Source organism: Pradoshia sp. Z3_51 (assembly GCF_058215915.1).
In genome coordinates this window covers 48,076-71,654 of sequence record NZ_JBZAJC010000005.1, presented here as the reverse complement: position 1 = coordinate 71,654, position 23,579 = coordinate 48,076, and the positions used below count along the sequence as shown (strand labels likewise).

Annotated in this window: 31 protein-coding genes and 1 pseudogene; 28 read left to right on the top strand and 4 right to left on the bottom strand. The window is 33.5% G+C overall.

What is annotated here, in order from left to right; translation table 11 throughout:
* Positions 1-260: 260 nt before the first annotated feature.
* Complete coding sequence (locus AC4BHA_RS11805; protein ID WP_490558708.1) at positions 261-1,322, bottom strand: YkvI family membrane protein; 1,062 nt, start codon at positions 1,320-1,322, stop codon at positions 261-263.
* 280 nt (positions 1,323-1,602) lie between these two features.
* Here AC4BHA_RS11805 and AC4BHA_RS11800 point away from each other — a divergent pair, with 280 nt between their 5' ends.
* From AC4BHA_RS11800 to AC4BHA_RS11735, 14 genes are all read left to right on the top strand, one after another.
* Positions 1,603-2,115 (top strand): GNAT family N-acetyltransferase, encoded by a 513-nt coding sequence (locus AC4BHA_RS11800; protein ID WP_066104534.1) that lies wholly within the window; start codon positions 1,603-1,605, stop codon positions 2,113-2,115.
* Positions 2,116-2,424: 309 nt separating this feature from the next.
* Entirely contained in the window at positions 2,425-3,030 is a 606-nt protein-coding gene (locus AC4BHA_RS11795) for a uridine kinase family protein (RefSeq protein ID WP_148630028.1), read from the top strand.
* Between the two features lie 237 nt (positions 3,031-3,267).
* The gene (locus AC4BHA_RS11790) at positions 3,268-3,591 is read left to right on the top strand and encodes a YjcN family protein (RefSeq protein ID WP_139892401.1); all 324 of its coding nucleotides are present in this window, start codon (positions 3,268-3,270) and stop codon (positions 3,589-3,591) included.
* Positions 3,592-3,736: 145 nt separating this feature from the next.
* Positions 3,737-4,057, top strand: a complete 321-nt coding sequence (locus tag AC4BHA_RS11785) for a hypothetical protein (RefSeq protein WP_490558707.1) — start codon at positions 3,737-3,739, stop codon at positions 4,055-4,057.
* A gap of 287 nt (positions 4,058-4,344) precedes the next feature.
* Positions 4,345-5,196 carry a CPBP family glutamic-type intramembrane protease gene (locus AC4BHA_RS11780; protein WP_490558706.1) on the top strand — a complete coding sequence of 284 codons (852 nt, stop codon included), beginning with the start codon at positions 4,345-4,347 and terminating at the stop codon, positions 5,194-5,196.
* A gap of 217 nt (positions 5,197-5,413) precedes the next feature.
* Positions 5,414-6,418, top strand: a complete 1,005-nt coding sequence (locus AC4BHA_RS11775) for a serine hydrolase domain-containing protein (protein ID WP_490558705.1) — start codon at positions 5,414-5,416, stop codon at positions 6,416-6,418.
* An 851-nt stretch (positions 6,419-7,269) separates the two neighbouring features.
* Positions 7,270-7,713: a GNAT family N-acetyltransferase gene (locus AC4BHA_RS11770; RefSeq protein ID WP_066104516.1), complete on the top strand. Its 444-nt coding sequence runs from the start codon at positions 7,270-7,272 to the stop codon at positions 7,711-7,713.
* Between the two features lie 246 nt (positions 7,714-7,959).
* Positions 7,960-8,139, top strand: coding sequence for a hypothetical protein (locus AC4BHA_RS11765; protein ID WP_066104513.1), 180 nt, complete (start codon positions 7,960-7,962; stop codon positions 8,137-8,139).
* Positions 8,140-8,321: 182 nt separating this feature from the next.
* Positions 8,322-8,537 (top strand): PspC domain-containing protein, encoded by a 216-nt coding sequence (locus tag AC4BHA_RS11760; protein ID WP_490558704.1) that lies wholly within the window; start codon positions 8,322-8,324, stop codon positions 8,535-8,537.
* Positions 8,538-8,733: 196 nt separating this feature from the next.
* Positions 8,734-8,991 carry a hypothetical protein gene (locus AC4BHA_RS11755; RefSeq protein WP_490558703.1) on the top strand — a complete coding sequence of 86 codons (258 nt, stop codon included), beginning with the start codon at positions 8,734-8,736 and terminating at the stop codon, positions 8,989-8,991.
* Between the two features lie 265 nt (positions 8,992-9,256).
* On the top strand, positions 9,257-9,775 hold the full coding sequence (locus tag AC4BHA_RS11750; RefSeq protein WP_490558702.1) for an NUDIX hydrolase: 519 nt from the start codon (positions 9,257-9,259) through the stop codon (positions 9,773-9,775).
* Between the two features lie 139 nt (positions 9,776-9,914).
* On the top strand, positions 9,915-10,565 hold the full coding sequence (locus tag AC4BHA_RS11745; protein ID WP_490558701.1) for a metalloprotease family protein: 651 nt from the start codon (positions 9,915-9,917) through the stop codon (positions 10,563-10,565).
* Between the two features lie 80 nt (positions 10,566-10,645).
* On the top strand, positions 10,646-11,038 hold the full coding sequence (locus AC4BHA_RS11740) for a DUF3021 family protein (protein ID WP_490558700.1): 393 nt from the start codon (positions 10,646-10,648) through the stop codon (positions 11,036-11,038).
* 185 nt (positions 11,039-11,223) lie between these two features.
* A complete protein-coding gene (locus AC4BHA_RS11735; RefSeq protein ID WP_490558699.1) occupies positions 11,224-11,673 on the top strand; it encodes a GNAT family N-acetyltransferase in 450 nt (149 codons plus the stop codon).
* A 27-nt stretch (positions 11,674-11,700) separates the two neighbouring features.
* On the opposite strand, the gene AC4BHA_RS11730 is transcribed toward AC4BHA_RS11735, so the two are convergent.
* Positions 11,701-11,859 carry a hypothetical protein gene (locus AC4BHA_RS11730; RefSeq protein WP_180349994.1) on the bottom strand — a complete coding sequence of 53 codons (159 nt, stop codon included), beginning with the start codon at positions 11,857-11,859 and terminating at the stop codon, positions 11,701-11,703.
* 258 nt (positions 11,860-12,117) lie between these two features.
* Here AC4BHA_RS11730 and AC4BHA_RS11725 point away from each other — a divergent pair, with 258 nt between their 5' ends.
* Together AC4BHA_RS11725 and AC4BHA_RS11720 are read left to right on the top strand one after the other, a co-directional pair.
* Positions 12,118-12,516, top strand: coding sequence for a DUF5412 domain-containing protein (locus AC4BHA_RS11725; RefSeq protein WP_139892391.1), 399 nt, complete (start codon positions 12,118-12,120; stop codon positions 12,514-12,516).
* 175 nt (positions 12,517-12,691) lie between these two features.
* Positions 12,692-13,048 carry a DUF4181 domain-containing protein gene (locus tag AC4BHA_RS11720; RefSeq protein ID WP_490558698.1) on the top strand — a complete coding sequence of 119 codons (357 nt, stop codon included), beginning with the start codon at positions 12,692-12,694 and terminating at the stop codon, positions 13,046-13,048.
* 90 nt (positions 13,049-13,138) lie between these two features.
* Here AC4BHA_RS11720 and AC4BHA_RS11715 read toward each other — a convergent pair whose 3' ends face one another.
* Positions 13,139-13,507 (bottom strand): VOC family protein, encoded by a 369-nt coding sequence (locus tag AC4BHA_RS11715; protein WP_490558697.1) that lies wholly within the window; start codon positions 13,505-13,507, stop codon positions 13,139-13,141.
* A gap of 242 nt (positions 13,508-13,749) precedes the next feature.
* Between AC4BHA_RS11715 and AC4BHA_RS11710 the strand changes: the two genes are divergently transcribed.
* From AC4BHA_RS11710 to AC4BHA_RS11700, 3 genes and pseudogenes are all read left to right on the top strand, one after another.
* Positions 13,750-14,007 (top strand): hypothetical protein, encoded by a 258-nt coding sequence (locus AC4BHA_RS11710; protein ID WP_490558696.1) that lies wholly within the window; start codon positions 13,750-13,752, stop codon positions 14,005-14,007.
* Positions 13,989-14,885: pseudogene (locus tag AC4BHA_RS11705) on the top strand (IS1595 family transposase); the annotation flags it as partial. The gene AC4BHA_RS11710 and the pseudogene AC4BHA_RS11705, both read left to right, overlap by 19 nt.
* Positions 14,886-15,086: 201 nt before the next feature.
* Complete coding sequence (locus AC4BHA_RS11700; protein ID WP_139892388.1) at positions 15,087-15,548, top strand: GNAT family N-acetyltransferase; 462 nt, start codon at positions 15,087-15,089, stop codon at positions 15,546-15,548.
* 283 nt (positions 15,549-15,831) lie between these two features.
* On the opposite strand, the gene AC4BHA_RS11695 is transcribed toward AC4BHA_RS11700, so the two are convergent.
* The gene (locus AC4BHA_RS11695; RefSeq protein WP_180349992.1) at positions 15,832-16,071 is read right to left on the bottom strand and encodes a DUF6429 family protein; all 240 of its coding nucleotides are present in this window, start codon (positions 16,069-16,071) and stop codon (positions 15,832-15,834) included.
* A gap of 326 nt (positions 16,072-16,397) precedes the next feature.
* On the opposite strand from AC4BHA_RS11695, the gene AC4BHA_RS11690 reads away from it, so the two are divergent.
* From AC4BHA_RS11690 to AC4BHA_RS11650, 9 genes are all read left to right on the top strand, one after another.
* Positions 16,398-16,595, top strand: a complete 198-nt coding sequence (locus AC4BHA_RS11690) for a helix-turn-helix transcriptional regulator (protein ID WP_066104464.1) — start codon at positions 16,398-16,400, stop codon at positions 16,593-16,595.
* Positions 16,595-17,050, top strand: a complete 456-nt coding sequence (locus tag AC4BHA_RS11685) for a DUF3278 domain-containing protein (RefSeq protein WP_490558695.1) — start codon at positions 16,595-16,597, stop codon at positions 17,048-17,050. Before AC4BHA_RS11690 ends, AC4BHA_RS11685 begins: the two co-directional genes overlap by 1 nt.
* A gap of 209 nt (positions 17,051-17,259) precedes the next feature.
* The gene (locus AC4BHA_RS11680; RefSeq protein WP_490558694.1) at positions 17,260-18,144 is read left to right on the top strand and encodes a M23 family metallopeptidase; all 885 of its coding nucleotides are present in this window, start codon (positions 17,260-17,262) and stop codon (positions 18,142-18,144) included.
* 97 nt (positions 18,145-18,241) lie between these two features.
* The gene (locus AC4BHA_RS11675; protein WP_490558693.1) at positions 18,242-18,895 is read left to right on the top strand and encodes a hypothetical protein; all 654 of its coding nucleotides are present in this window, start codon (positions 18,242-18,244) and stop codon (positions 18,893-18,895) included.
* Positions 18,892-19,347 carry a hypothetical protein gene (locus tag AC4BHA_RS11670; RefSeq protein ID WP_490558692.1) on the top strand — a complete coding sequence of 152 codons (456 nt, stop codon included), beginning with the start codon at positions 18,892-18,894 and terminating at the stop codon, positions 19,345-19,347. The genes AC4BHA_RS11675 and AC4BHA_RS11670 overlap by 4 nt, the downstream gene beginning before the upstream one ends.
* Positions 19,348-19,490: 143 nt before the next feature.
* A complete protein-coding gene (locus AC4BHA_RS11665) occupies positions 19,491-20,120 on the top strand; it encodes a DUF4304 domain-containing protein (protein ID WP_490558691.1) in 630 nt (209 codons plus the stop codon).
* Between the two features lie 272 nt (positions 20,121-20,392).
* Complete coding sequence (locus AC4BHA_RS11660) at positions 20,393-20,755, top strand: YciI family protein (protein WP_490558690.1); 363 nt, start codon at positions 20,393-20,395, stop codon at positions 20,753-20,755.
* A gap of 412 nt (positions 20,756-21,167) precedes the next feature.
* Complete coding sequence (locus AC4BHA_RS11655; protein WP_490558689.1) at positions 21,168-21,869, top strand: MBL fold metallo-hydrolase; 702 nt, start codon at positions 21,168-21,170, stop codon at positions 21,867-21,869.
* 584 nt (positions 21,870-22,453) lie between these two features.
* Entirely contained in the window at positions 22,454-23,560 is a 1,107-nt protein-coding gene (locus tag AC4BHA_RS11650) for an amidohydrolase (RefSeq protein WP_490558688.1), read from the top strand.
* Positions 23,561-23,579 lie beyond the last annotated feature (19 nt).

The window sequence follows — 23,579 nt, the reverse complement described above, 5'->3', positions numbered from 1 at the left end:
ATGGGAAGCAGAGATGCTATATTCAGCGTGAAAGATCTACAATTGATAATCTCCAGATGATACTCAAGAGAAATCGAATACACTCAGTTAAATTTGAATTGATAATTGGAAGTACAGGTTAATTTAACAGGGGAAATTAGTACTATAGAAAAAGAGATTCATCAAAATTGACGAATCTCTTTTTCTATTACAGTGGATTTTTTATTTTTTCGGAAGAATGCGTTCCTTAATCTTTTATTGAAACGCGTAACTGATACCGATTAATCCGTTTTATCTTTTAAAGGCTTCATTCTAATTGAAGCGATAACGAGTACGGCAATTAAAATCATACCCAAATATCCAAACAGTGGGTAGAAAAAGGAAACTAACTGCTTGAATCCAAAGAAGCTTGCTGCAAAGGCGACGAGTACAGAAATAACCACGAACCAATTGTATTTTTTCGTTTTCGGGGTAAAGAAGCGTGTACCAAACGAAAAGAACATACTAACAGCTGAATTAAAAATCATGCCGAATAGAATGATGGAATAGAGAACTCCAAAAAGTGGTGATATTTGATTGGCCAGCCCTAGTGAGGGCATGTCCAAGTGCCCTACCTTATCAACTTGTGCAAAGATGGCTAGATGATGCAGGACAATTAAAATTCCTACACCTATACCTCCCGCCAGTCCTCCGATCGAAGCAATTTTCTCCTTGGGTTCATCGCCGCCCATTACCAGAGTCATGGATGCTCCCATTGCGATTGCAAGTGAAACATAATTAATAATAGAACTCAGCCAATGTTTTGTAGCCGAAGACTGTTCGTTCGCTATAGAGTCAAGCTCAAAGAAAGAATATTCCATGGTCACCATACTATGTATAAATAATACGACCACTCCCAATATGAGAAAAGGGGTTATCATAGCAATAACTTTTACAACCCGGTCTACGTCGGAAAGGATTGTGATTAAAATGAGAATCGTCATGATAATGATGCCAACGAAACTTGGCAACCCAAACTGCTGATTGAAAATAGACCCTGAACCAGAAATCATGACAATTCCAATTCCAAAAAGGATAAATACGAGGATAGAATCGATGAGAACGCCGAGGTAACGTCCACTGATTTTATAAATAACTTCCTTATGTGAGTCTGTCTGAAGCCGGCTGCCCAGCTTAGTTAAAACCATTCCCAAATATCCGAACAATAGGATCGAGAGAAAGGCTCCAATCGTTCCCTTCATTCCAAAACTAGTAAAATACTGTAAAATTTCTTGTCCTGATGCAAAACCGGCACCTATGATAATTCCCATAAATGCACTGGCTATTTTAATAATATTCTTCATGTCTCCTCCATTCGTAGTATTATAAAGAATTTGAGGCACGGTTCAGCCACTGCTTCTGAACCGGAATAGTCCTCAATAGAATTATTTTCCCTATATAAATAGTGTTAAACAAAAAATATGAAAATAGAAGAATTTGTTTGTGAGAAAAGAGACAGCAGTGTACAGGAAATAATTAAGCTTTTTATAAGATGGGAGGTTAGTGCAAGAAGGATATTAGGAGCGAAAAAAAGAATAGATTATGCAATACATAATTCCATCAAATTAAAGGAGTGAGTAGTTGATGAATATTCGTATTTTAGAAGAGTCCGATGCTCATTTATATCAGAAAGTGCGATTGAATGCATTGAAAATGAACCCGGAAGCATTCGGTTCAACCTATGAGAGAGAGGTGGGATATTCTTTAGACATGGTAAAGGAACGAATAAAACCAACAATGGACAAGTATATTGTAGGTGCCTTTGATAATCGAAAATCTTTAGTTGGCATTGTTACCTTTATACGTGAAGACAATCTCAAAACCAGGCATAAAGGAAATGTTTATGGAATGTACATAGCTCCAGGCAATCGAGGTCAGGGTTTAGGAAAGTTATTGATGAATGAACTTATCAGTAAAGCGAAGAACTCTGAAGGATTGGAGCAAATCAATTTAACTGTTGTATCTGATAATCACTATGCAAAGAAATTATATAAGTCGTTGGGATTTGAGGTCTATGGTATAGAAAGAAATGCCTTAAAGTTTAATGGCCGATATTATGATGAGGATTTGATGGTACTAAAATTAGCAGTGAAATAGAGATATCTTTATGATGACTTTTCTTTATGGAAATAAGAAGGAAAGCTTATGGATTATGCTATTGGTCAATGAAATCAAATTGGTTAAGCAGCATTATGGTCTTATAGTGAACATAAGTTAAGAATAAAATTGAACTATCAAAATCCAGTTTGAAAATTATTCCACAGATTTTAAAATCGAAGGTAATAAATTAATCATAGATTTAGATAAGGTGTAGGGCAGGGAAGAAGGATTTAATAATAAATTAATAGAAAATATTTTATACAGGTTAGTTAACAAGATGGTTTTCCAATTTAAGGCGGTGAGGTTATGAATGATAAAATTCTTAAAAGCAGTAATGATTTTGAACATTTGGTTAGGCTGATTGATTCAGTTCCTCAAAAACAATCAACTTTGTTAATTGGGATAGATGGCTGTGGAGGTTCTGGGAAAAGCACACTCGCTGATAAGTTAAAAGGGAGATTATTAAATACAACTATTGTGCATATGGATGATTTTTATTTACCATCTTCTCAAATTCTAAAAACACTTCCAAAGAACAAGCCTATAGGTGCAGATTATGATAGGAGGCGTATTTTAAATCAGGTTCTTGAACCCATAGCTCAAAATAAAGAAGGACATTATCAGCGATATGATTGGATAATGGATGGTTTAGCGGAGTGGCATACTGTTCCAGTTGGGGGAATTGTCATAATAGAAGGTGTTTATGCAATATGTCACGAATTTTTTAGTAAATATGATTTAACGATATGGGTTGAATGCCCACGAGAAACAAGGCTTTCACGAGGTCTTGAAAGAGACGGAGAAACAGCACGTGATAGGTGGGAAAATAATTGGATGCTATCAGAAGACGTTTATGTTGAAACCTATAAACCTTTTGAAAAAGCTAACTTAATAGTAAGTGGTATTGAATAAATATACTAACATCAGGATAAACAGATTTTTATCTTTTCTAAAGAAGGGTAAATATTGAGCAATTGATTCCAGAGAAATTTAAAACTGAAAAAGGGTATAAGGATAGAATTTGATTTCATCAGTACAATTTCTATTATGCTAATTGGCTAAGAAGAATTAATGTCTTTTTGTGTTGAATTTCTTATTGGAATACAGGAGCAGGCTAACGGAATAAAAGTGGTGAAAGGAGGAATCAATTTGAAAAAGAAAAAAAGACTTTTAGTAGTCGGCTTGCTGGTATTATTAGTGATAATAATATTTCCGCCTATATTAGGACAAATGGTACACAATAATGATTCGCCAAAATCTGCAATAAGAGATGAAATACTCAAAGACGGGCATCCATATCAAAGTTTCTTTGCTTTAATAACGAAGAATGATTATAAAGATAAAGTATACGGACAGCTATACAATGTAAATTGGTTTGACTACGACAATCCTACAGGACATACGGCAACACTGTGTTATTCAACAAAGATAGAGAGCGAAAAATACGAAGTCTCTTGTGGTACAGGGCCATAATACATTAGTTTGATTTCTACCCTTGAGGCCCTATGATCATTTCAAATTTGCTATTTCACAAACGGAGCAGTTTAGTTACATGAGGTTTTAACTAGCAAAGGTAGCAATGTTCTATTACATAAAACCAAAAGTGTGGAGAGAAAATATGAAACCAAATTATACTGACTTAGGATACGCAGATAAAATGGGTCCGAAATTAAGAATGTTAGTAGAAAAACAGCTATGTAATGACCTCGTTTTTTATGGAATAACGGCGAATAAGTTTAAATTTGATTGGTCTGAAAGTTGTATAGAGGGTAACGATGCCAGTTATTTAGATGGGGTCGTGGAAAACTTTCGGGAATTAATATATTTGATGAAAAAGATAACCATATTGCAGAGGGATGGATGGAGTTTATTTATGAGCCAACTTATAACGTTTTCATTTCTTATTGGGAATTTCTTACCTACTTTAATGTGGGGATAGAAATTGATATTAAAGATAGAGTAGGAATCCCCCTTCATATTTTTAATAAGATTCCAGTAACGATACGATTTAAGTATGAGACGAAGCTACTAACAGATTTTTAAATTATATCAAGTTATGAATAAATGTAATTAAGCAACCAGAGGCATTGATCAAAGAAGGATTAATGTCTTTTTGTGTTGAATTTCTTATGGAAGTAAAGGGGGCAGATTAGTTCAAGAGTGTTGTTTAACTATTGCTCAACAATCGCTATAACAATACGTCATTAATAGAAAAGGGGCATTCAATTGAGTTCTTTGAAATTTAGTATTAGTCGGTTGCTTTTGTACTTTGTACTTGTATCATTATTTCTCTTTGTTTCGGGTAATGTCGGACAATATTTGACTGAAACTCAAGGTATGGATCGACAAAATAGTATGCTTTTACAAGGAGTAATCTTTAGCGGGCTAACGCTTTTTGTATTATATATATTTAAAAGAAAAAAAACGGACTTGTTTAGAAGTATTGGCTTAAAGGGTACAAATTCACCCTCTAGATTGATATTCGGAATCGCGTTGCCTTTTATATTAGTCATAACAGGAATTATAACAGCTTATTTATTTGGTGGTATTGAAAATGTCAGCTTGAACCTGACAGCCACTGTTATAATTTCCATTTTAATTAATACAGTAACAGCATTTATGTATGAAGCATTTCCAGAAGAAGTCTTTATCCGAGGACTAATATTTGAAGAATTGCATAAGAAATTCCGCTTCATCATCTCATTGATTTTACAGCCGTTATTCTTCATTTGTGTACCGGTTACGGTGATGGCATTGGAGTCAATATTCTTTAGTAAACCATTTATAATAACTATAGATTATATTATATTGCTCTTTACATTTGGAATTGCTCTACAGTTATATAGAAGGTATACAGGAACACTATGGATGAGTATGATCTTCCATGTCGTTTATCTTGAAGTGACTAGATATATATCCATGGGAGGTATGTATGACCAAGACGTCGCTCTTTTAATATTCGATGAGACATTTAGTGGATTCATGACTCTATACTTGTCATTTCTGTTTATAGTGGTATTTAGTGTAGTGGTGTTATCATTTTTATTACTAATTGATAAAAGAAAAAATAAGCTATAAATATATTCATCTTTTTCTAGTCAAAAATTCATATTAAAAGTTTAGTTAGTAGAAGTATTATACTTAAATAAACAGAGGCATTGATTAAAGAAAGATTAATGCCTTTTTGTGTTGAATTTCTTATAGCAGAAACGGAACAGGTTAGTGGAAGAAGGATTTCTAACAACCAGTAGAGAATAGTAATAAAGGTTTTCATAAAATCAAGGAGATGGTTCATTTGGAGAAACTTGAAAACTTAATTACTTGGGTAGATGAAATAAAGAAAAAAAACGGAAGCAGTGCCTCCTCATTATATATTCTAAAAGATAACGAAGTAATATTGGAACACTATGATGGTTATCATTCTAATTCTCCTGACTCAGCTCCAATCACCCAAGTTTCTCAATTTAATGTTGCTTCTGCAAGAAAGAGCTACCTTGGTTTAGTCGTTGCATATGCTCTTTATGAAGGAAAAATCAAAAGCCTTGATGACTACGCAATTGATTATTTCAGGGAAATGGATGAACAATTGCTAGGAAAAACAACAATACGGCATTTAGTCACTCACTCACATGGGTTACACGAAAAAGAAGATGGCACTATTTTTCGAGAGTTTGAACCAGGTCAAGGTTGGGCTTATAGAGGAATTAATGTGTTAATGATGACTCGGCTGGTAAATCGTCTATTTAAAATGAGCTTTCCAGACCTTTTAGAAGAAAGGGTATTTACACCTTTAGGTTTTAAAGAAACAGCCTGGCAAACGAAAGAGAATGAATCATTAGTTAAACAAATTGATGATCCAGATTCGGAAGGTTCATTCAATCTGGGGAATTATAGTGATGGAACGGAGTCAAACTTACATACTTCTGCTCGGGAGTTTGTCCAATGGGGTAATCTCCATTTAAACAAAGGGTTTGCAGAGGGTAAACAAATTGTTCCAAGCGAAGTGATTGAAATTGCCACACAAGTCCAAAGTCCTTTTTACAAAGATCGTAAACTTCCTCAAAATGGTTTGTTTTGGTATGTACAAGGAATTCCAGCTGCCCATAGTGAGCTCGGTGATAGGGTTCCAGAAGGATCCTATCAAATATTGGGGATAACAGGTCCAACTGTCCTTATCATTCCTGAATACAGAGTGGTCGTTGCAAAGATGTATAACAAACGATATAACTATGGCGGAGACGACTACCTTTACTACCTCAGAGAATTTAGTAATATAGTTGCTGATACTTTTCGAAAGTAAGGAACGGTAAAAGTTTCACTCAAAATATCGGAGGATTAATGCTCTTTTATGTAGGACTTCTTGTTAATAGAAACAATCAGGTTAGCCTGAACCCTTTGTAAAACAGTTATAGGTATATCCGCTAATCAAATTTGTCCCAAGGTTCTTTTTCGTTACTTAACTCAACAAAAAAAGGAAACAACAAAATGAAAATAAAGCCAGGGCCATAATTGCTCATAAACTTGAATGATTCTGCTTTCATATATTGTAATCTATTACAATAAGGACAGTTCTTTCCATCAAAGGGTCTATTGATAATTGACCAAATTATTTTAGCTTGCAATTTTTTATTACAATTAGCACAGCGTGTCATTTTGTCACTCCCTTTTATTAGAAATACGTGGAAAATTAGCTTAAGTTTCAAAATATAAAATGTAATTCATATTTGGAGTGAACTTTTTTATGAACTTAATGGGGGAGTTTAGCTTGTTAAGGAATGTATGACAGAAACTCAGACCTAGGGGCATCGATAGATGATTAAAGTTAAGTTGTTTTTCTACTACTTTTTAGGATTATTAGTCTTAAAAACGAGCGAACTAATTCATTATACTAATCCACATAGTATTGCTTGGTTCATGTTAATGATTTCATTCATTATTATAATAGCCGATAAAATATATGAATTAGCAAAGCTAATAGAACCGTCATTGAAGTTCACATTTATAGCTGTGATATCAGCGATTATATTTTCTAATCTGGTCTTTTATTTCGATAATTTATTATCATTTTTTGATATGAAATAATTGAGGCGTTGTTCCAAGAAGTTTAAGATATATTTAAATGCATTTGAAAAAAATAAGAGGTGAATTTTTATGAGTTGGAAACTCAAAAAATTTGATGAGTTAACAAATATTGAACTATATAATATTTTAAAAGAAAGAACTTTAGTTTTTGTGGTGGAACAAAATTGTCCTTATCCTGAAGTTGATGGTAAAGATCCTTTTTCATATCATCTTTTTAAAGAAGACAATGGAGAAATCGTTGCATATTTAAGAATTGTACCCGCAGGTATTGCTTATCAAGAAACTTCTATTGGAAGAGTTATTGTAAAGAAAGAATACAGAGGAGAAGGGATTGCAGGGGAACTTTTAAAGAAAGGACTAGATTTTATCCAAAACGAATTAAAAGAAACAAAGGTTAAAATTCAAGCCCAAGATTATTTAAGAAAATTCTATACTTCCTTTGGTTTTCAACCTATATCCGAAACATATTTAGAGGATAATATCCCTCACGTCGATATGATATTACAAAAATAACACACTCGTTATTACCCGGCTAGGGATTGGAGTTATATCAAGGTATAGAAGAGATTGAAAAAGATTACATTTCAACAAACAGAAGCATTGATCTAAGAAGGATTAATGCCTTTTTGTGTTGAATTTCTTATAGAAGTAAAAGGGCAGACTAGCTTAATTAAGATTCGGTCTGGTTTTACAAAATGTTACAAATGAACTAGGTTTTTTGAAGAAGTTAATTATTTTGGTTGGGAGGATATTGAATTAATGAGTAATTGGCTATACATACTTTATGCTGTAATTTTAGGAATACTATCTTGGTTTACGGGGGAAGTAGTAACATTTGTTATGTTAGGGGTTATTCTTATTGCTTTAAATAACATAAATTCAACTCTTAAAAAGATTTATCTTCAAAATAATGTGAGAAGCAATAACGAAGATAATTAGATTTGATAATATTTTTTTTATAAACGGGGCTTTGATCTAAGAAGGCTTAATGTCCTTTTCTACTGAACTTCTTATGGAAGTAAAGGGGACAAAGTTCATATCCTGAATTAATAAATAGGATTTTCATATTATAAAGATAATTCATTTAATATACTGTTAAGATAAAGATAGGAGATGTTTGTGTGAAAGACGTTAAATTAGTAAGATCCCGCTCTAACAAAGTATTATCGGGTATATTTGGAGGTTTAGCACCGATTTTAAAAATCGATGTAACCATCCTTCGGCTTGCATTTGCTTTACTCTGTGTATTTTCAGGTGCATTTCCTGGATTAATTATTTACTTAGTGGCGAGTGTAATTATTCCATTGGAAGATGAAGAATGGCCAAATTCTAAATAAAAAAAATCATAATGTATTTTTGCAAATGCATATTCCCCATACATTTTTCTATGTATTGGAATATGCGTTTTTCATTAGAGAACTTATTCGCTTCAATTGTTGAGTAAATCCTTTTCTCTGTAAATACCTTTAAAAAAATCTTTTCTCGACTCTCTCTGTATTCACCAAATACAATTTCAACGATGGGAACGATTTAATGAAATACTTAAAGATTATTACTTATGAACTTTTTGTATTTTTAGTTTTTTATCTTCTATTCTTGCATATTCGAATTGCTCAAATTCCTAATCAAACTGTACCAGATAATGCTGATTATTTAATTATTCTAGGAGCAAGGGTGATTGGAACTGATCCTTCGCCACTTTTTCAAGAACGAATTAACACCGCTGCTGCCTATCTGGAGGATAACCCTCATACAGTCGCCATTGCTACTGAGGGACAAGGGCCCCAATGAAAGCATCCCTGAAGCGGAGGCTATTAAAACAGCCCATATAAACAGAGGAATAGAGGAAAATAGGATTGGCAAGTAAAGATTCTTCTTTAACTAATAGAGGTGTTGATCCAAGAAGGATTAATGCCTTTTTATGTTGAATTTCTTATTGTAGAAATGGGGAAGGTTTGTTCAAGAAGTTTATAGGTGATTATTTGTGTTCATCATTGGGACATATTCTTGCAGAGTTTAAGAATCTTAAGGCAAAACTACATTAAGGAGCTTAGCAATGGAAAAATGGGATTTATATGATAAGCATCGTAATAAAATAGGCAAACAAATAACTCGTGGAGATGATATGACACCAGACGAGTTTCATTTAGTAATACACGTTTGTATATTTAATTCAAAGGGAGAAATGCTTATTCAACAACGTCAGCCCTTTAAGCAAGGTTGGTCGAATCTTTGGGATATCACTTGTGGTGGAAGTGCTGTTGCAGGCGATACAAGTCAGCAAGCTGCTTCAAGAGAGTTATATGAGGAGTTGGGTATTCGTTATGACTTTGAAATGATATGTCCGCAATTTACTATTAACTTTGCGCGTGGATTTGATGATTATTATTTAATTGAATATGACATTGATTTGAATGAATTGACTTTACAGACTGAAGAGGTACAAGCAGTGAAATGGGCTTCAAAAGAGGAGATCTTAGAGCTAATCGAATTTAAAAAATTTATACCTTATTATGAAAGTATCATTGCGTTTCTTTTTGAGGGTCGAAAGCATTATGGCTCTATTCGTTTTTAAATGAAATGTGCAAGGAATCAAACATAAACCTTCAACAAGCGATTATATTGATCCCCTTAAGGGCAGGTTAGTTTAATAAAAAAATGGTATTATTTAGGTGGTTGTATTTTAAACTTAAATTATTAATGGAGTGGATTTAATGAAAATACAAAGCAAATTACCTAAAAGTGACCTGCAGTTACATTTACAGTTAATTAAAAATAGATGGATTCTATTGAAAGAACCCAAAGATTTAGCAAGTGGTATTTTGTTATCCACCCCTTTAATGATTGTCGCGGCAATCATCTCTATTGGTGTAATAAATATCTATTCCAGTATTTCTTTGAGCGATTTTGGCCTAATGCCTGATGGAATCTCAATTACTATTAACTTGAGTAGTGTTTTTTTGTTAATTATATTTTTAATACTTCACGAATTACTCCATTTAATTTTCATTCCAAATTTTACAAAATCAGAAAAAACATATATAGGATTGACGCTGTTTGGAGGTTTTGTGTTAACAGAAGAAGAGATTTCAAAATCGAGATATATCTTCATTTCAATTGCTCCTTTCATTATTATTTCAATAATTTTGCCACTTGTATTAAGTTCATTTGGACTATTAACAACGACATTAAAATTTTTAATAATATTAAACGCAATGGGATCATCAGTTGATTTACTTACTCTTCTTCTTATAATTAAACAAGTTCCAAAAAATGCAATTTTAAAAAACAATGGACCAAACACATATTGGAAAAACGTACAAACGAACAAAAAGTATAAAGAGAACGAAAATCATAGTATTTAATTAACTGGTGTAAAAAGTTTGGAGTCAGAGTTGACAATAACCAGCTCTTTTAATTTGACTCCAAGAAAGGGGATTTTACGTTGCATTTGCTTTTAAAGGGATTATATAGAGGGTCTATCTCATTTGGTATCTTACTAATAATTTCACTGTTGTATAAGTTGCAAAGGCAATCAGATGATTCGAGTGTTTATTTTTTTTATGGCCTTATAGCCTTTTTCCTTGGGTTGACAAGCGTCATATATCAAATTGAACAATGGAGTTTTTTAAAGCAAATTTTTGCTCATTATATGGCGATGCTGATTACTGTTTTTCCAACGTTGCTATTAAGTGGTTTTTATCCGTTAGATTCATTTAAAGATGTATTTGATGTGTATCTCCAATTTAATAAAGTGGGGATTATCTTATTTTTGATTTCATATTTTATTTCATATTTTTTTTCACGTAAAAATGCTAATAATAGCACATCAATATGATTGAGGTATACGACTGACGGTGGGCATTGATCTAAGAAGGATTAATCCCTTTTGTGTTGAAGTTCTTATGGAAGTAAGGGGCAGGTTAGCTGAATAAGAAATTTGTTTTTTTGTGGTAGAATAATCCATAAATAAAACGGTTAAGGTGGCTTTAATAATACATTTAGCGATAAGGGGAATTCACCTTGGAAGTTAAACTATTAACAGAAAATGATTTAATTAAATGTACGGACACATTTATTGAAGTATTCAATGATGAGCCTTGGAATGATGAATGGACATTTACAAAGGCTAAAAAATATTTGCTGGACTTTTACCAAACACCTGGATTTTTAGGCGTTTTAGCGGTAGAAAACAATGAAATTCTCGGCTTTATTTTTGGTGTAAATAGAGTATGGTGGAGCGGAGATGAGTTTTTTATTAATGAAATGTGTGTAAGAAAACAATGTCAAAGTAAGGGTATTGGAAGAGCGATGTTAAATCATTTGATAAAAGAACTTCATAGCAGCAATATAAGTAACATTACACTTCTCACAGATAGAGGTATACCTGCCGAAGAATTTTATAAGAAAAATGGTTTTGAAGAAATAGAAAGAATCATTTTCTTGCATAAGAACATCAAACTATCATTATAGAGGTGGATGAATATCCAAACCGTTAGTTTAATTGCCACTCTCTACGTCTTTCTGAGTATCGTTTATAAGCTCATTTAAGAGTTTCTCAGCTGTCTCATAGTCTTTTACCTTAAGAGCCTCTTTTACGTCTTTTAAATCTCTTAATAACAGCCTAGAATAGCTTTTAAAAATTAGTTCATCTTCCACATTGTCAGCTCCTTAATTAAAATCATAAGGTGTTAATTATATCTTATTTTCTGGCTTTTGTCTGAAAAATAAGTAAAACATAAAAGGCGATCAGTTAATGTAACAGGTTTGGTTCAGGGGCATTACTTCAATATCAAGGGCTGAAATCAGCTCTTTTTTTGTAATTCAGCTAACGGGACAGGTTAGCTGAAAAAGGATTTTTATTATACATAGGAGAATTAATATATTATTAACCGTTACTGAGAGAGGTTTAACTGTATGACAACTTACTTGAAGAAAGAGGAAAATAAAGCTCCTAAAAAAGCACTTAGAGTATTCCTTGTTATCTGTCTTTTATTTACTGGGGTTATTGCTTATGGAGTATATTGGGCTTTTTTCGATATGAACAGACTACCAAAAGGAGAATATCTTATTGAAAAAACATCACCTGGCGGCCATTACACACTAAAAGCATATCTCACTAACGGAGGTGCTACAACGTCATATGCTGTTCGTGGCGAGTTAGTCTTTAATGAAGGCAATAAGAAAGCCAAAAATATTTATTGGAATGAACGAGAAGAAACTGCCAGTATTACCTGGACAGACAATGATACAGTTGAGATCAATGGGCATACATTAGATGTACCTAGTGATAAATTTGATTTTAGACATCAATGATTCATTACTAAACATACTGTTGAATTGAATCAAGATAGATTCAAAACTTTTAATTCTTTATTGGACAAACGGGGCAGGTTAGTTGAGGAAGGATTTGCATTTGCTACCATACATACCGAATTATATGGTTATAGCTTTGAGCTGTGACTCATAAAGATAGATGGAGAGGTTAATTATGTTTACATTTCTTGTTATTTTATTTTTAGTAGTATTTTTAATAGAAAAAATGACAGAAAAATTTCTGGGGGTAAAGAGAAAAAAAATTTCCGAAACCCCTGGCAAAAGAGTTGATCGATGGGGAAGAACGATAATAGTCGTTATTTTTTTGGTCGGCTATTTCGTTGCTCTAACAAAGGAGTCATTCGACATTCTAAAATGGCATTGGGTTTTATTTTTCACAGCAATAGCAGGGTTTCAAGTTATATTGGAATGGAAGTATCTAAAAGAATCAAAACAATATATCTCAACACTTATAAGCTCGACAATAAGTTTTATTTTCTTAATATTCTTTGTTATTCGCTTTTACAACTAAAATTAGCATTAGAGAAATGAGAGTATTTATTTTTTTACTAAAGGGGCAGGTTAGCTCAATAAGAAGTTAAAATTGAACTTTTAATGTTTGTTACTTATTTTCAAATTGGAGATATTCTAAAATATTTCCGAAGGGGTCTCTAAAACTAATATATTTTCCTGGAGGACAATTAGTTGGTTCATCTACAATAAAATCTACTTCTTTTTCTTTTAAGAATTTAACCGTTTCATAAATATCTTCAGTTCGTAATCCTAATACAACTCCTGTAATTTTATTATCTTGATTATACGGCGTATTAACGTTCTCCTCTAGAATAATTGGTAACTCTCCGTGTACAAGTGATGCAATATTAGGACCATACTGCTTATTTAATTCAAAACCTAAAGTATTGGTATAAAAGTCAATTGCAGTGTTTAAATTTGGAACGTAAATGCTTATAACACAAACCTGATTCACCATTTTATTCCTCCTATTTTTAGTGTTATGGTAAATATTCAACACACATTAATAAAAACCTTTTTTAATTCCACTCAATTTCTTATTAAAATAAACAGCTAATAATTATGAATATCAAGGCATTGATACAAGAAGGATTAATGCCTTTTTCTGTAGAACTTCTTTATTGTAGAAACGGGGCAGGTTAGCAGAAGAAGGAATACGCTCTAATCTAATCGTATAATTTTAACAAAGAGGTGATTAGAGTGGAAATCATTCCAAAGGTAATTGAAAGATTGCTTGAAAAGGAAATAGATGAACAGGAGTTTGTTGATATAATCAATGATATTTATAAGCAGGAATGTTATATTTATGCGATTATTCCTGATTGGGAAGAAGAATTGTTAAACCAACTGTCAGATGATTTTATTTTAATAAATACGATTAAATTTCCTTTATGGAGGCTATATTTAACCACTGAGCATCAGGACCTATTGTTATGTGACGTTTTTCTGCTGGTCTAGTTTGTATTCATTGCGGGAGTGCTTCAGTAAAACGTAATGGTAAATATCGTTCTAGACAAAGATATTTATGTAGGGATTGCGGTAAAACATTTAATGATATGACAAATACTCCTTTTTCAGGTTCACGCTATCCAGGAAAATGGTTGAAATACATCGAAATGATGATTAACGGTATAACATTGCCTAAAATCGCTGAACAACTAAACATTCATTTATCTACTGCATTTTATTGGAGACACAAAATTTTAAATGCTTTAGGAAGCAATGGGTTTAATAAATTGTATGGCATCATTGAAAGTGACGAAACATTTTTCCGAGAGTCATTCAAGGGTCGTAGAATTACTCATCGAAAACCAAAAAAGCGAGGCGAAAAAGATGAAAAACGAGGGATTTCAAATCAAAAAATTGCTGTAATTGTAGCACAAGATAGAAATAACAATATAATCGCGAAAATGGCGGGAAGAGGTCGTGTAAAAGCAGAAGAAATTGATGCAGTTATTGGAGAGCATATATCTCCCCCTTCTTTGTTGTGCACTGATACAGCTACTAATTATAAAAAATTTGCAGCATCAAAAAATCTTAAGCACGAAACAGTTAATTTAAATCAAAATCAACGAGTGAAAAAAGGGATTTATCATATACAACACGTTAATAACTTCCATCGCCGTTTAAAAGGATGGATGGAACGATTTCAAGGCGTTGGTACGTATTATTTAGACAATTACCTTTACTGGTATCGTTGGCTTGAATTACATAAAAACTTAGCATTTGAAATTCGAGTCGAGAAAATGATTTATTTAGCGTGTCAAAAATCTAACTATTTCACAGTAAAATTAATAAGAGAAAACAAAAATTTATTATCATCAGATGCTTTTTAAGTTATCCAAGTTACTCAATAAAGGGTTTTGAAAAGTATTAGTAGAATAAATATATAACCTTATTCTACTAACTGCTAAACAATTAGGGGAGATTTCTTCAAGGTAGTAGATTGATTTAGAATTCTATTTTATGTTTTCCCTATGATTTATTTCGAAACAATCTTTGAGACAACAGCCAAAATTATAAAAAAGGAGAAAGAGATGAATTTGCAGACACAGCGGCTCAAAATTATCCCTTGTACAGAACAATTATTATCACAATTTCCAAGGGAAGAATACGAATTTGGTCCTCATATCACTCAGTATTTGGAGAAACTAAAAGAAGATCCAACCATTTCTGGTTGGGGTGTATGGCTGGTTATCAATAAAGAAACAAACACAATTATTGGTGACATTGGATTTAAAGGTAAACCTAATTCAGATAACACAGTTGAAGTGGGATATGGAATTATACCTTCAGCACAAAATAAAGGATACGCAACAGAGGCAGTAAAAGAAATTATTGAATGGGCGTTTTCATTTAAGAATGTTGACAAGGTAATTGCTGAATGCTTGGTTGATAATTTCTCGTCAATTAGAGTGTTAGAGAAGTTAAAGATGAAAAAACTTGGTGTAGTAGATGATATGTTAAAATGGCAATTAGAAAAAGACATAATCGTGTAAGTAACCAAAGACGTACTAATTATAGTACGTCTTTTCAATTTATAAGCTTACTTTTAAAATTAATCTGCAAAAACTCTATAAATAAACGTTACATCCTTAGTCAATCAGTATAGCAACAATCTTTGCGAAAACAGCCTAATTTAAAGAGAAAATGGATTAAATTTAAATTATATAATAATTGAAGGAAGTGGAGTTCTTACGCTGGGCATTCGATATACAAGGTACTTTGTCATATACATAGCTATTTTCTGTGATTAAGAAATTCTCAGTTTAGAGAATTTCCTCAGTTGTCTTTTATATGATATTTCTCTATTAGTTTCTTAGCTTCCTCGATACCATCATCTGTTAGATAAACAGATTTTGAACGTTTACTATCGATAATGAAACATTTCTCCGATAATTCATTTAGAGATTCAAAGGGATATCCCTTCCAACTTCTTTGAGCTTCACCTAATCCATAGTCATCTTTAAAAGAGGTTAAATACAACAATAATAAAGTTAATTCATCGATTTGATTTTTCATATGATTGATTCCTTTCGTTTTTCTTTAGTCTATCTTCATTTATGAAATATTCCAAACCAAATCTATACCTTACGTAAATATCAATGATTCCATGTGGTCTTTGAAATATCAGCTATAGAAAGTTCTATATTTTTTGAAATTAACCAATTAATATAGTCGTGAATACTTATATTTAAACAAACAAGGGCCTTGATCCAGGATGGATTAATGCCTTTTTAAGTTAAACTCCTTATGATTAGAGTCGGTTTCTTTGTTTTATATATAAATCTAATGTAAGATATAAATTGCATATGTAAACTATATCTTACATGAGTAAGGTGGAATATATGAAAAATAATGTAAAAATAACACGAATGAAAATTTCAATGACCCAAGAACAATTAGCAAGAAAAGTAGGGGTGACTAGGCAGACTATTGGATTGATTGAGAAGGGGGAATATAATCCGACTCTTCATCTTTGTGTTGCAATAGCAAAAGAACTTAATAAAACATTAGATGAATTATTTTGGGAGGTAGAGAGTTGATGAAATCTTGGATATCTTTTTTAATACCTGATGATGAATATAAGGAAAAAAGGATGCTATATTTCTTCGCGGAAGGTGGGATACTTCTTTTCCTTTTCATTGTTTTAATAATGTTCATAAACAAATATGCTTCTATCGACTTAGAGATAATTTTACTGTTGGCCATATCCATATTCGTTCTATATATATTTACAAGGTATATTGTAGCTGGGATTGAATATACGGAGGTTGCAACAAAAGTAGCTTATAGGAAAGAGTTAAGAGTTATTTTTACTAAAACAGTTACATTTTTTGTTATTTTTACTCTACTGTATTTACTATTGGTTGATACGCCTTCAAGAATTAGCAGTTGGAGTGAACTAATAGGATTTACATTATTCGGAGGTGTAGTGATGTTCCTCATCAATTATATTTCATTAAAACGTTCTTATAATAAAAATAAGGAACTGTTATAAAGGAACGACACGGGTGTTACTCTATTTCAAGGGCTGTAAACAGCTCTTTTTTTATGCAGCTATTGGGCAGTTTAGCGGAGGAAGGATTTTTCTAATGAATGAAGAATATTGTAAAAGTACATACTGTCAGACAGTCTAGAATTATTAAAGGAAATCTCCAGCTTAAGAATAATTTTAGATAGGTTTATAAAGAATTGGAGGAGTTTAGTTTGAAGGAGAATCAAGCAGAAATATCTAAAGTTTCACCCGAGGATTTCGGAGAATCTTTTCTGAATGGAATGTATTCAACCTTATATCAACAAACAACAATTGATTTTAAAAATATTGTACCTTTACAACAATTCATTGAATATGGAACAGATTTTAATGCTGGAGTCGAAAAGTATACATTAGAAATGGTTACTAATTTAATAGAAGGTATTAAACAATATATCTGGTTAGACAATGCCAGAGAAAAAGTTATAAGTGTATCCTTCGGAGAAAATAATACAATTTACAGCCTATCTCTTGCTCCTTTTATCACTCATCCTGAAAGTGATCAGAAATATACAATGAATAAATATATTATGCCGATAAAAGATGAATGGTATGTTTTCTGGGGTGGAACTAATCAGTTTATCAATTATCACTATGTATATGAGGATCAAAGATACGCGTATGATTTACTTATTTTGAAAAACGGTAAATCTTATAGCGATGACCCAAAGAAAAATGAAAACTATTATGCTTATGACAAGGAAATATTAGCCCCGGCAGATGGTGTAGTGATAAAAGTGATAGATGGAATCGAGGATAATGTGCCAGGGGAAATGAATCCTGAACTTCCTGAAGGAAATTGCATTACAATAGAACATCAAAATAACGAGTATAGTATGCTAGCTCATTTGAAAAATCATTCTATCCTTGTTCAAGAAGGAGAAAGAGTCCAGAAAGGACAGGTTCTTGGTACTTGCGGAAATTCTGGTAACTCAAGTGAAACTCACCTGCATTTTCAAGTGATGAATTCAGCTGATTATTTAAAGGGAAAATCAATCCGTATTCAATTTGAAGACGGAAAAGAACCCATTCAAGGTGATTTTATTAATTCTCTGTGAACTTCAAAATCAGTAACTAATTTATCAATTAACAACCTTATTCAGTACAAGAGCTGTATGATTAGCTGTTTTTATGCAGCTATGTCTTGGAGGAACTATGAAAGCATATAAAATTGGTAACATCGAAATAGTTAGATATGGAGATGAGACAGAAGACACGCTTAATGTATCTTCCGAATACTTATCCGAGAGCCTGGAGCTTATTAAAGGACATAATTACAAAAGAATCTCAGTCATGGGGGATTATAATCTTCCGGATATTGATTTTTTGAAGGAATGTCCTCATATTGAAATATTAAATCTGAGTGGTGGAAATATAAAAGATTTCGAGGGTTTATCCTTCCTTGAAAACTTGAAAACTCTATCTATGAATCATTTAAATAAAAAGGTGAAAGTAGATTTAGCGAAATTGACCTCTCTTAAGGAACTGTATGGAGAACTACCGACTAGAGCAACAGGACTGTCTAATTTAAAGAATCTAAAACGGATGCAGATATGGGATTATAAACCACATTCCAAGACATTTGCTGAACTTGGTCAAATTGAAAATCTGGAAGTGTTGCATCTGATACAAGCAAAAATTGAATCATTCGAAGGTATTGGTCAATTTAGAGCATTACAAGAGTTGAATTTGTATGGATTAAATAAATTGACAGATATAACCGATATAGGGCTTTTAAGAAATACCTTAAGAGAATTAATTATGGAGAACTGCAAAAATATACAAGATTTTCTCCTATCGGGGAGATGAAAAATTTAGAAAAGACAGATGTTGAAGATGGTGATTTGAGTTACTGCCAAATGATACCGACAGTATATTTTACACAGAAAAAGCATTTTTCGCATAAACGTAAAGATTTAATTAATACAAGAATGGAAAACATATTATATCCGACCCTATTTTGGCGAGAACGAATGGAAGAGGGGGATGATATGTTTACACTCGAAAATATTTTGGCTACAGAAAAAGCATTGAATGATTATTTAGAAACAATTAAAGATTTGAAAGAAAAAACATCTCCAAAAACCCTTTTGACCTGTGTAAAGGAAGTTGTTTTAAAAATTAACGTGCTTAATGAAAAGTATAACTATTTCATTGAGACTGCAGAAAGGGAGGAATTACTTGAATACATATTGTCTGTATCTGAGTTAGCAGGCTTAGAAACTAAGAGTGACATAACCGATGAGTGGAGAGATTGGTAACAGATAAAATTCTTATTAAACTAACTGGGCGTTGATTCAGAAGGATTAATGCCTTTTTGTGTTGAATTTCTTAATGTAGAAAAGGGGCGGATTAGCTCAAGAGAAATAGATGTAAGTTAGTGAGAATAAGGGTGTGAATAATAATGATAGTTTCTCCTGAAATCAATAAAGTAATTCGAAAATCACTGTCTCCTATATTAAAAGAAAATGACTTCAATAAAGTGAATACAAGAAATAATTGGTGTTGGATTGACCAATGCATTTGGGTATTAAAAATCAGTACTGTTGGAAACTATTTTTCTGATGTTTCAGGTTGGCCACCTATATCAATTCATGTAGATCTTGGAATATATTATGTCTTTATACCAAGTGAAGAGGAAATTAAAAAAGGTACCAACGGTGAGTTACTTCCTAAAGAGTACCAATGTCATATTCGAGAACAACTAAATTGTAATCTTGACCAATCCAATTACATTCGTCATTTAGATAACCCAGCTGAGAGAAATCGATCTGACATATGGTGGGTTGAGCCAGATGGATCTAATATTGAAGAAGTGATGGAGGATATTAGGAAATCTTTTTCTGAAAATGGACTAAACTGGTATATAAATAATTCTGATTTAGAAACTGCTTTTACTAATATCGAAAATGAACACAATGGTTATAACAAATATTACAAAGCAAAATATTTTGCAGAATATTTGAAACGCAAAGAGAAGTTAGATAAGTATAACCACCTGTTTGAACAAGAGAAAAAGCGAATAGGTTCTTAAAGAATGGTGCAGAATTTCTGTCTTAAATGAAAAATCAATGATGATTCATTTCAAACGGACTTAAACATTATGAAAAGGTCAGTTACTCGTAGTACAACTAAATACCTGACCTTTATAACAAAAGTGAAAATAAAGGAGCAGGTGAGCATGCAAGAAGGAATATCCTTTGACTTTATTGAATATTGATAGTGATTGATTTCGAAGGGCAGATTCGTTGTATGAATAATGACAAACAGGGGATTTTCCCTTAATAAATAAAGGAGGGCTATTTCATGCTGTTTATGATCATTGTTAAAGCTTCAAAGAATTCAGAAGCTGGGAATCTTCCAAGCCAGGAACTCAGGGAAGCCATGTCAACCTACAATGAGGAATTAGTAAAGGCTGGCGTGCGGGTTATGGCGAAAGGACTTCATCCAAGTTCAAATGGGGTTCGCCTTTCATATCCTAAGCCGGGAGAAAAGCGAGTGGTCACCGATGGACCATTTTCGGAAACGAATGAATTGATTGCGGGATTTATTCTCATTGATGTGAAGTCTAGGGAAGAAGCCATCGAATGGGCTAAGCGAATGCCTGATCCACAAGGATTTGGTGAAGGTCAAATTGAGTTGCGACAAGTCATTGAGTTTCCTGAGTAAAATTAATTAATCTAGCGAGTAAATCTATGCAAATGTTCTCGACAAAATACGTATGTCCAGTTATTCAACGATCGGGCGTTAATACACTAGATAGAATAAAAGAGACAATCACAAACTGTCTCCTGAAAAGATGTGAGCCATCCTATTACCGTCTGATTACCTCTTTCATTGAGGTTATGTTGGTCGCCAAAATTTTTACGGCCCTTGTTGCCGCGATTGTTCCCTCAGTCGTAGCGCTGATATGGGTCGAATCTTTCGTCCAAACCCCTCCTTATCCCACAAATCACGACGGTTGCTCACATTTTGTCTTAATCACCGGAATTATATTTTACCTTCTAAAAAATTTCTTTCACTCACCTTGTTTTTCCTTAGATTCAATATATAACCCAAAATATAAGTTGGAGGAGTTTTAATGAGATTAACAAAGATAAATAATCTTTACCAGCTTTCCTTTATGCCAAATCTTTTTCCTGTTAATTGTTATCTTATCGAAGAAGAGGAGCATTTAATCGTAATCGATGCAGGACTTCCTTTTTGTAAAAAAGCAATTTTAAAGACAGCAAAGGGTATAGGAAAGCCGATTAAGAAAATAGTGTTAACACATGCACACACTGATCATGTAGGGGCTCTTGATGGACTTACTCAGGAGCTTCAAGACGTTGAAGTATTAATTCCCAGACGAGAGCTGAAAATTCTAAAAGGAGATGCATCGTTAGAGGAAGGTGAAGGGAATATGCCTATAAAAGGCGGTATTCCCAAAAATATAAAGACAAATCCGGATACCCTATTACAGGATGGTGATCGGATTGGATCGTTGATAGCCATTCATACCCCGGGTCATACTCCAGGAATGATGTCGTATTTAGATATTAGGGATCATAGTTTAATAGTCGGAGATGCTCTTCAAACAAAGGGCGGAATAGCTGTAGCTGGTGATACGCGATGGAGTTTTCCTTTCCCGGCATTGGCAACCTGGAATAAAGAAAAAGCAATCGAGTCCGTTGAAAATTTGTTGGATTATAAACCTTCTTTACTGGCAGTCGGGCATGGAAATTTAATAAGGAATCCAGTAAAAGACATGAAACAGGCAATTGAAAGAGCAAAAAGTCGTTAACAGGGACATGATGATGGAGTCAGCAAAGTTAAGCAAATACATAGGGGAATGAAAAAAATACAAATTGAGATTAGAGTAGTAGATTCAAATGTAAAATTTAGAAAACTATTTAACTAATACTGGATTATTAATATAAGGAAGGACCTGCTCAAAAGTCTATGAAAAATGACCTTTGAACAGGTCCTTTTTCGTGTGGATGACAAATTGTTTATCATATACCTCCTGTTAGCGGGTTAATTAGCAAAGGTGGGGACTTTGTTACTAATTTATAAGGGTTTGCCAACCTAATCAAGGAACTTTATTTGTAAAGAATGGATTAAACAAGAAATTATTTGAATTTTTTGATAAAATGTTTTGTAAGTATTTCAATACATGGTATCTTATCGACAGTCAGAGGCAATCCAAGTATGAATTCACCTGAATAAATGGGAGAAATGCTTATTTATGAAGGGTTTACCCGGTTCCTTTTTCTCTGGGGCTTTGCAAATGATAGGAGCAACTGTGTTCAATGAATCCTCTGACAGGTGGAGTGATATGCTGGAAAACGTTATGGCAGAATAAGGGGATTGTTAGGAGAGTGATGCATGATGAGCTATGAGGAACAAATTTTGGGGTGGTATCATCATTTTCATGAACATCCCGAAATCAGCGGAAAGGAATTCGAAACAACCAATACAATTGCCGAGATATTGGATAGTTTTGGGGTTCGTTACGAACGTTTTTCTGATTGTACCGGATTAATTGCAGAATTGGGAGAAGGTAGTGGTGCAGTGGCGCTGAGAGCAGATATTGATGCGCTATGGCAGGAAGTTGGAGGTATCATGCAAGCGAATCATTCATGTGGGCATGATGCCCATATCGCCATGGCACTCGGTGCGATTCTCTATTTGAGGGAACAGCCGCTGAATCGTAAATATCGTTTTATTTTTCAGCCGGCCGAGGAGAAGGGAAATGGCTCGTTATGGATGATTAAGCGAGGTGCAATGGAGGGCGTGTCGGTATTGTTTGGTATGCATGTGCGTCCAGAAGATGAACTAGCATATGGTCAGTTTACTCCTTCTATCCACCACGGAGCCTGTATCTTCCTCGAAGGGAAAATCAGAGGTACTGATGCACATGGGGCAAGGCCGCATCAGGGGAAAAGTGCGATTGATGTGATGGTTGCCATCCATGGTTATCTGGCAACTTTATATGCTGATCCTGCAGAGAACTATTCTATTAAGCTGACTAAAATGATAGCTGGGGGGCAAAACACTAATATTATCCCAGGTAATGGCTCATTTGCGATTGATGTCCGTGCGCAGTGTAATGCTGTTTTAGATGCAATGATCGATTCTATCGCGACTGGTTTAGATCGGATTGCTGAACTCTTTGGTGTACAAATTGATTATGAATGGAAGGATTATACTCCAGGAGCCACTGTTTCAAAAGAGCCAGAAAGGTCTGCGAGGGAATCAATCATAAAAGTTGCCGGAGAAGAAGCCTTAGAAGAGCCAATCATCACGTCTGGAAGCGATGATTTTCATTTTTATAGCCGGAAGCATCCAGAGGTACAAACAACTATGATCGGAATCGGTGCCCAGGTTAGCCCGGGATTGCACCATCCCAAAATGCAGATACAAACAGACATCTTAGATCTCGGGGCAAGGGTACTTGCGGAAGCGATGCAGCTTGTCCATATAAAAGAATAAATAACGTTTCATTACGGAT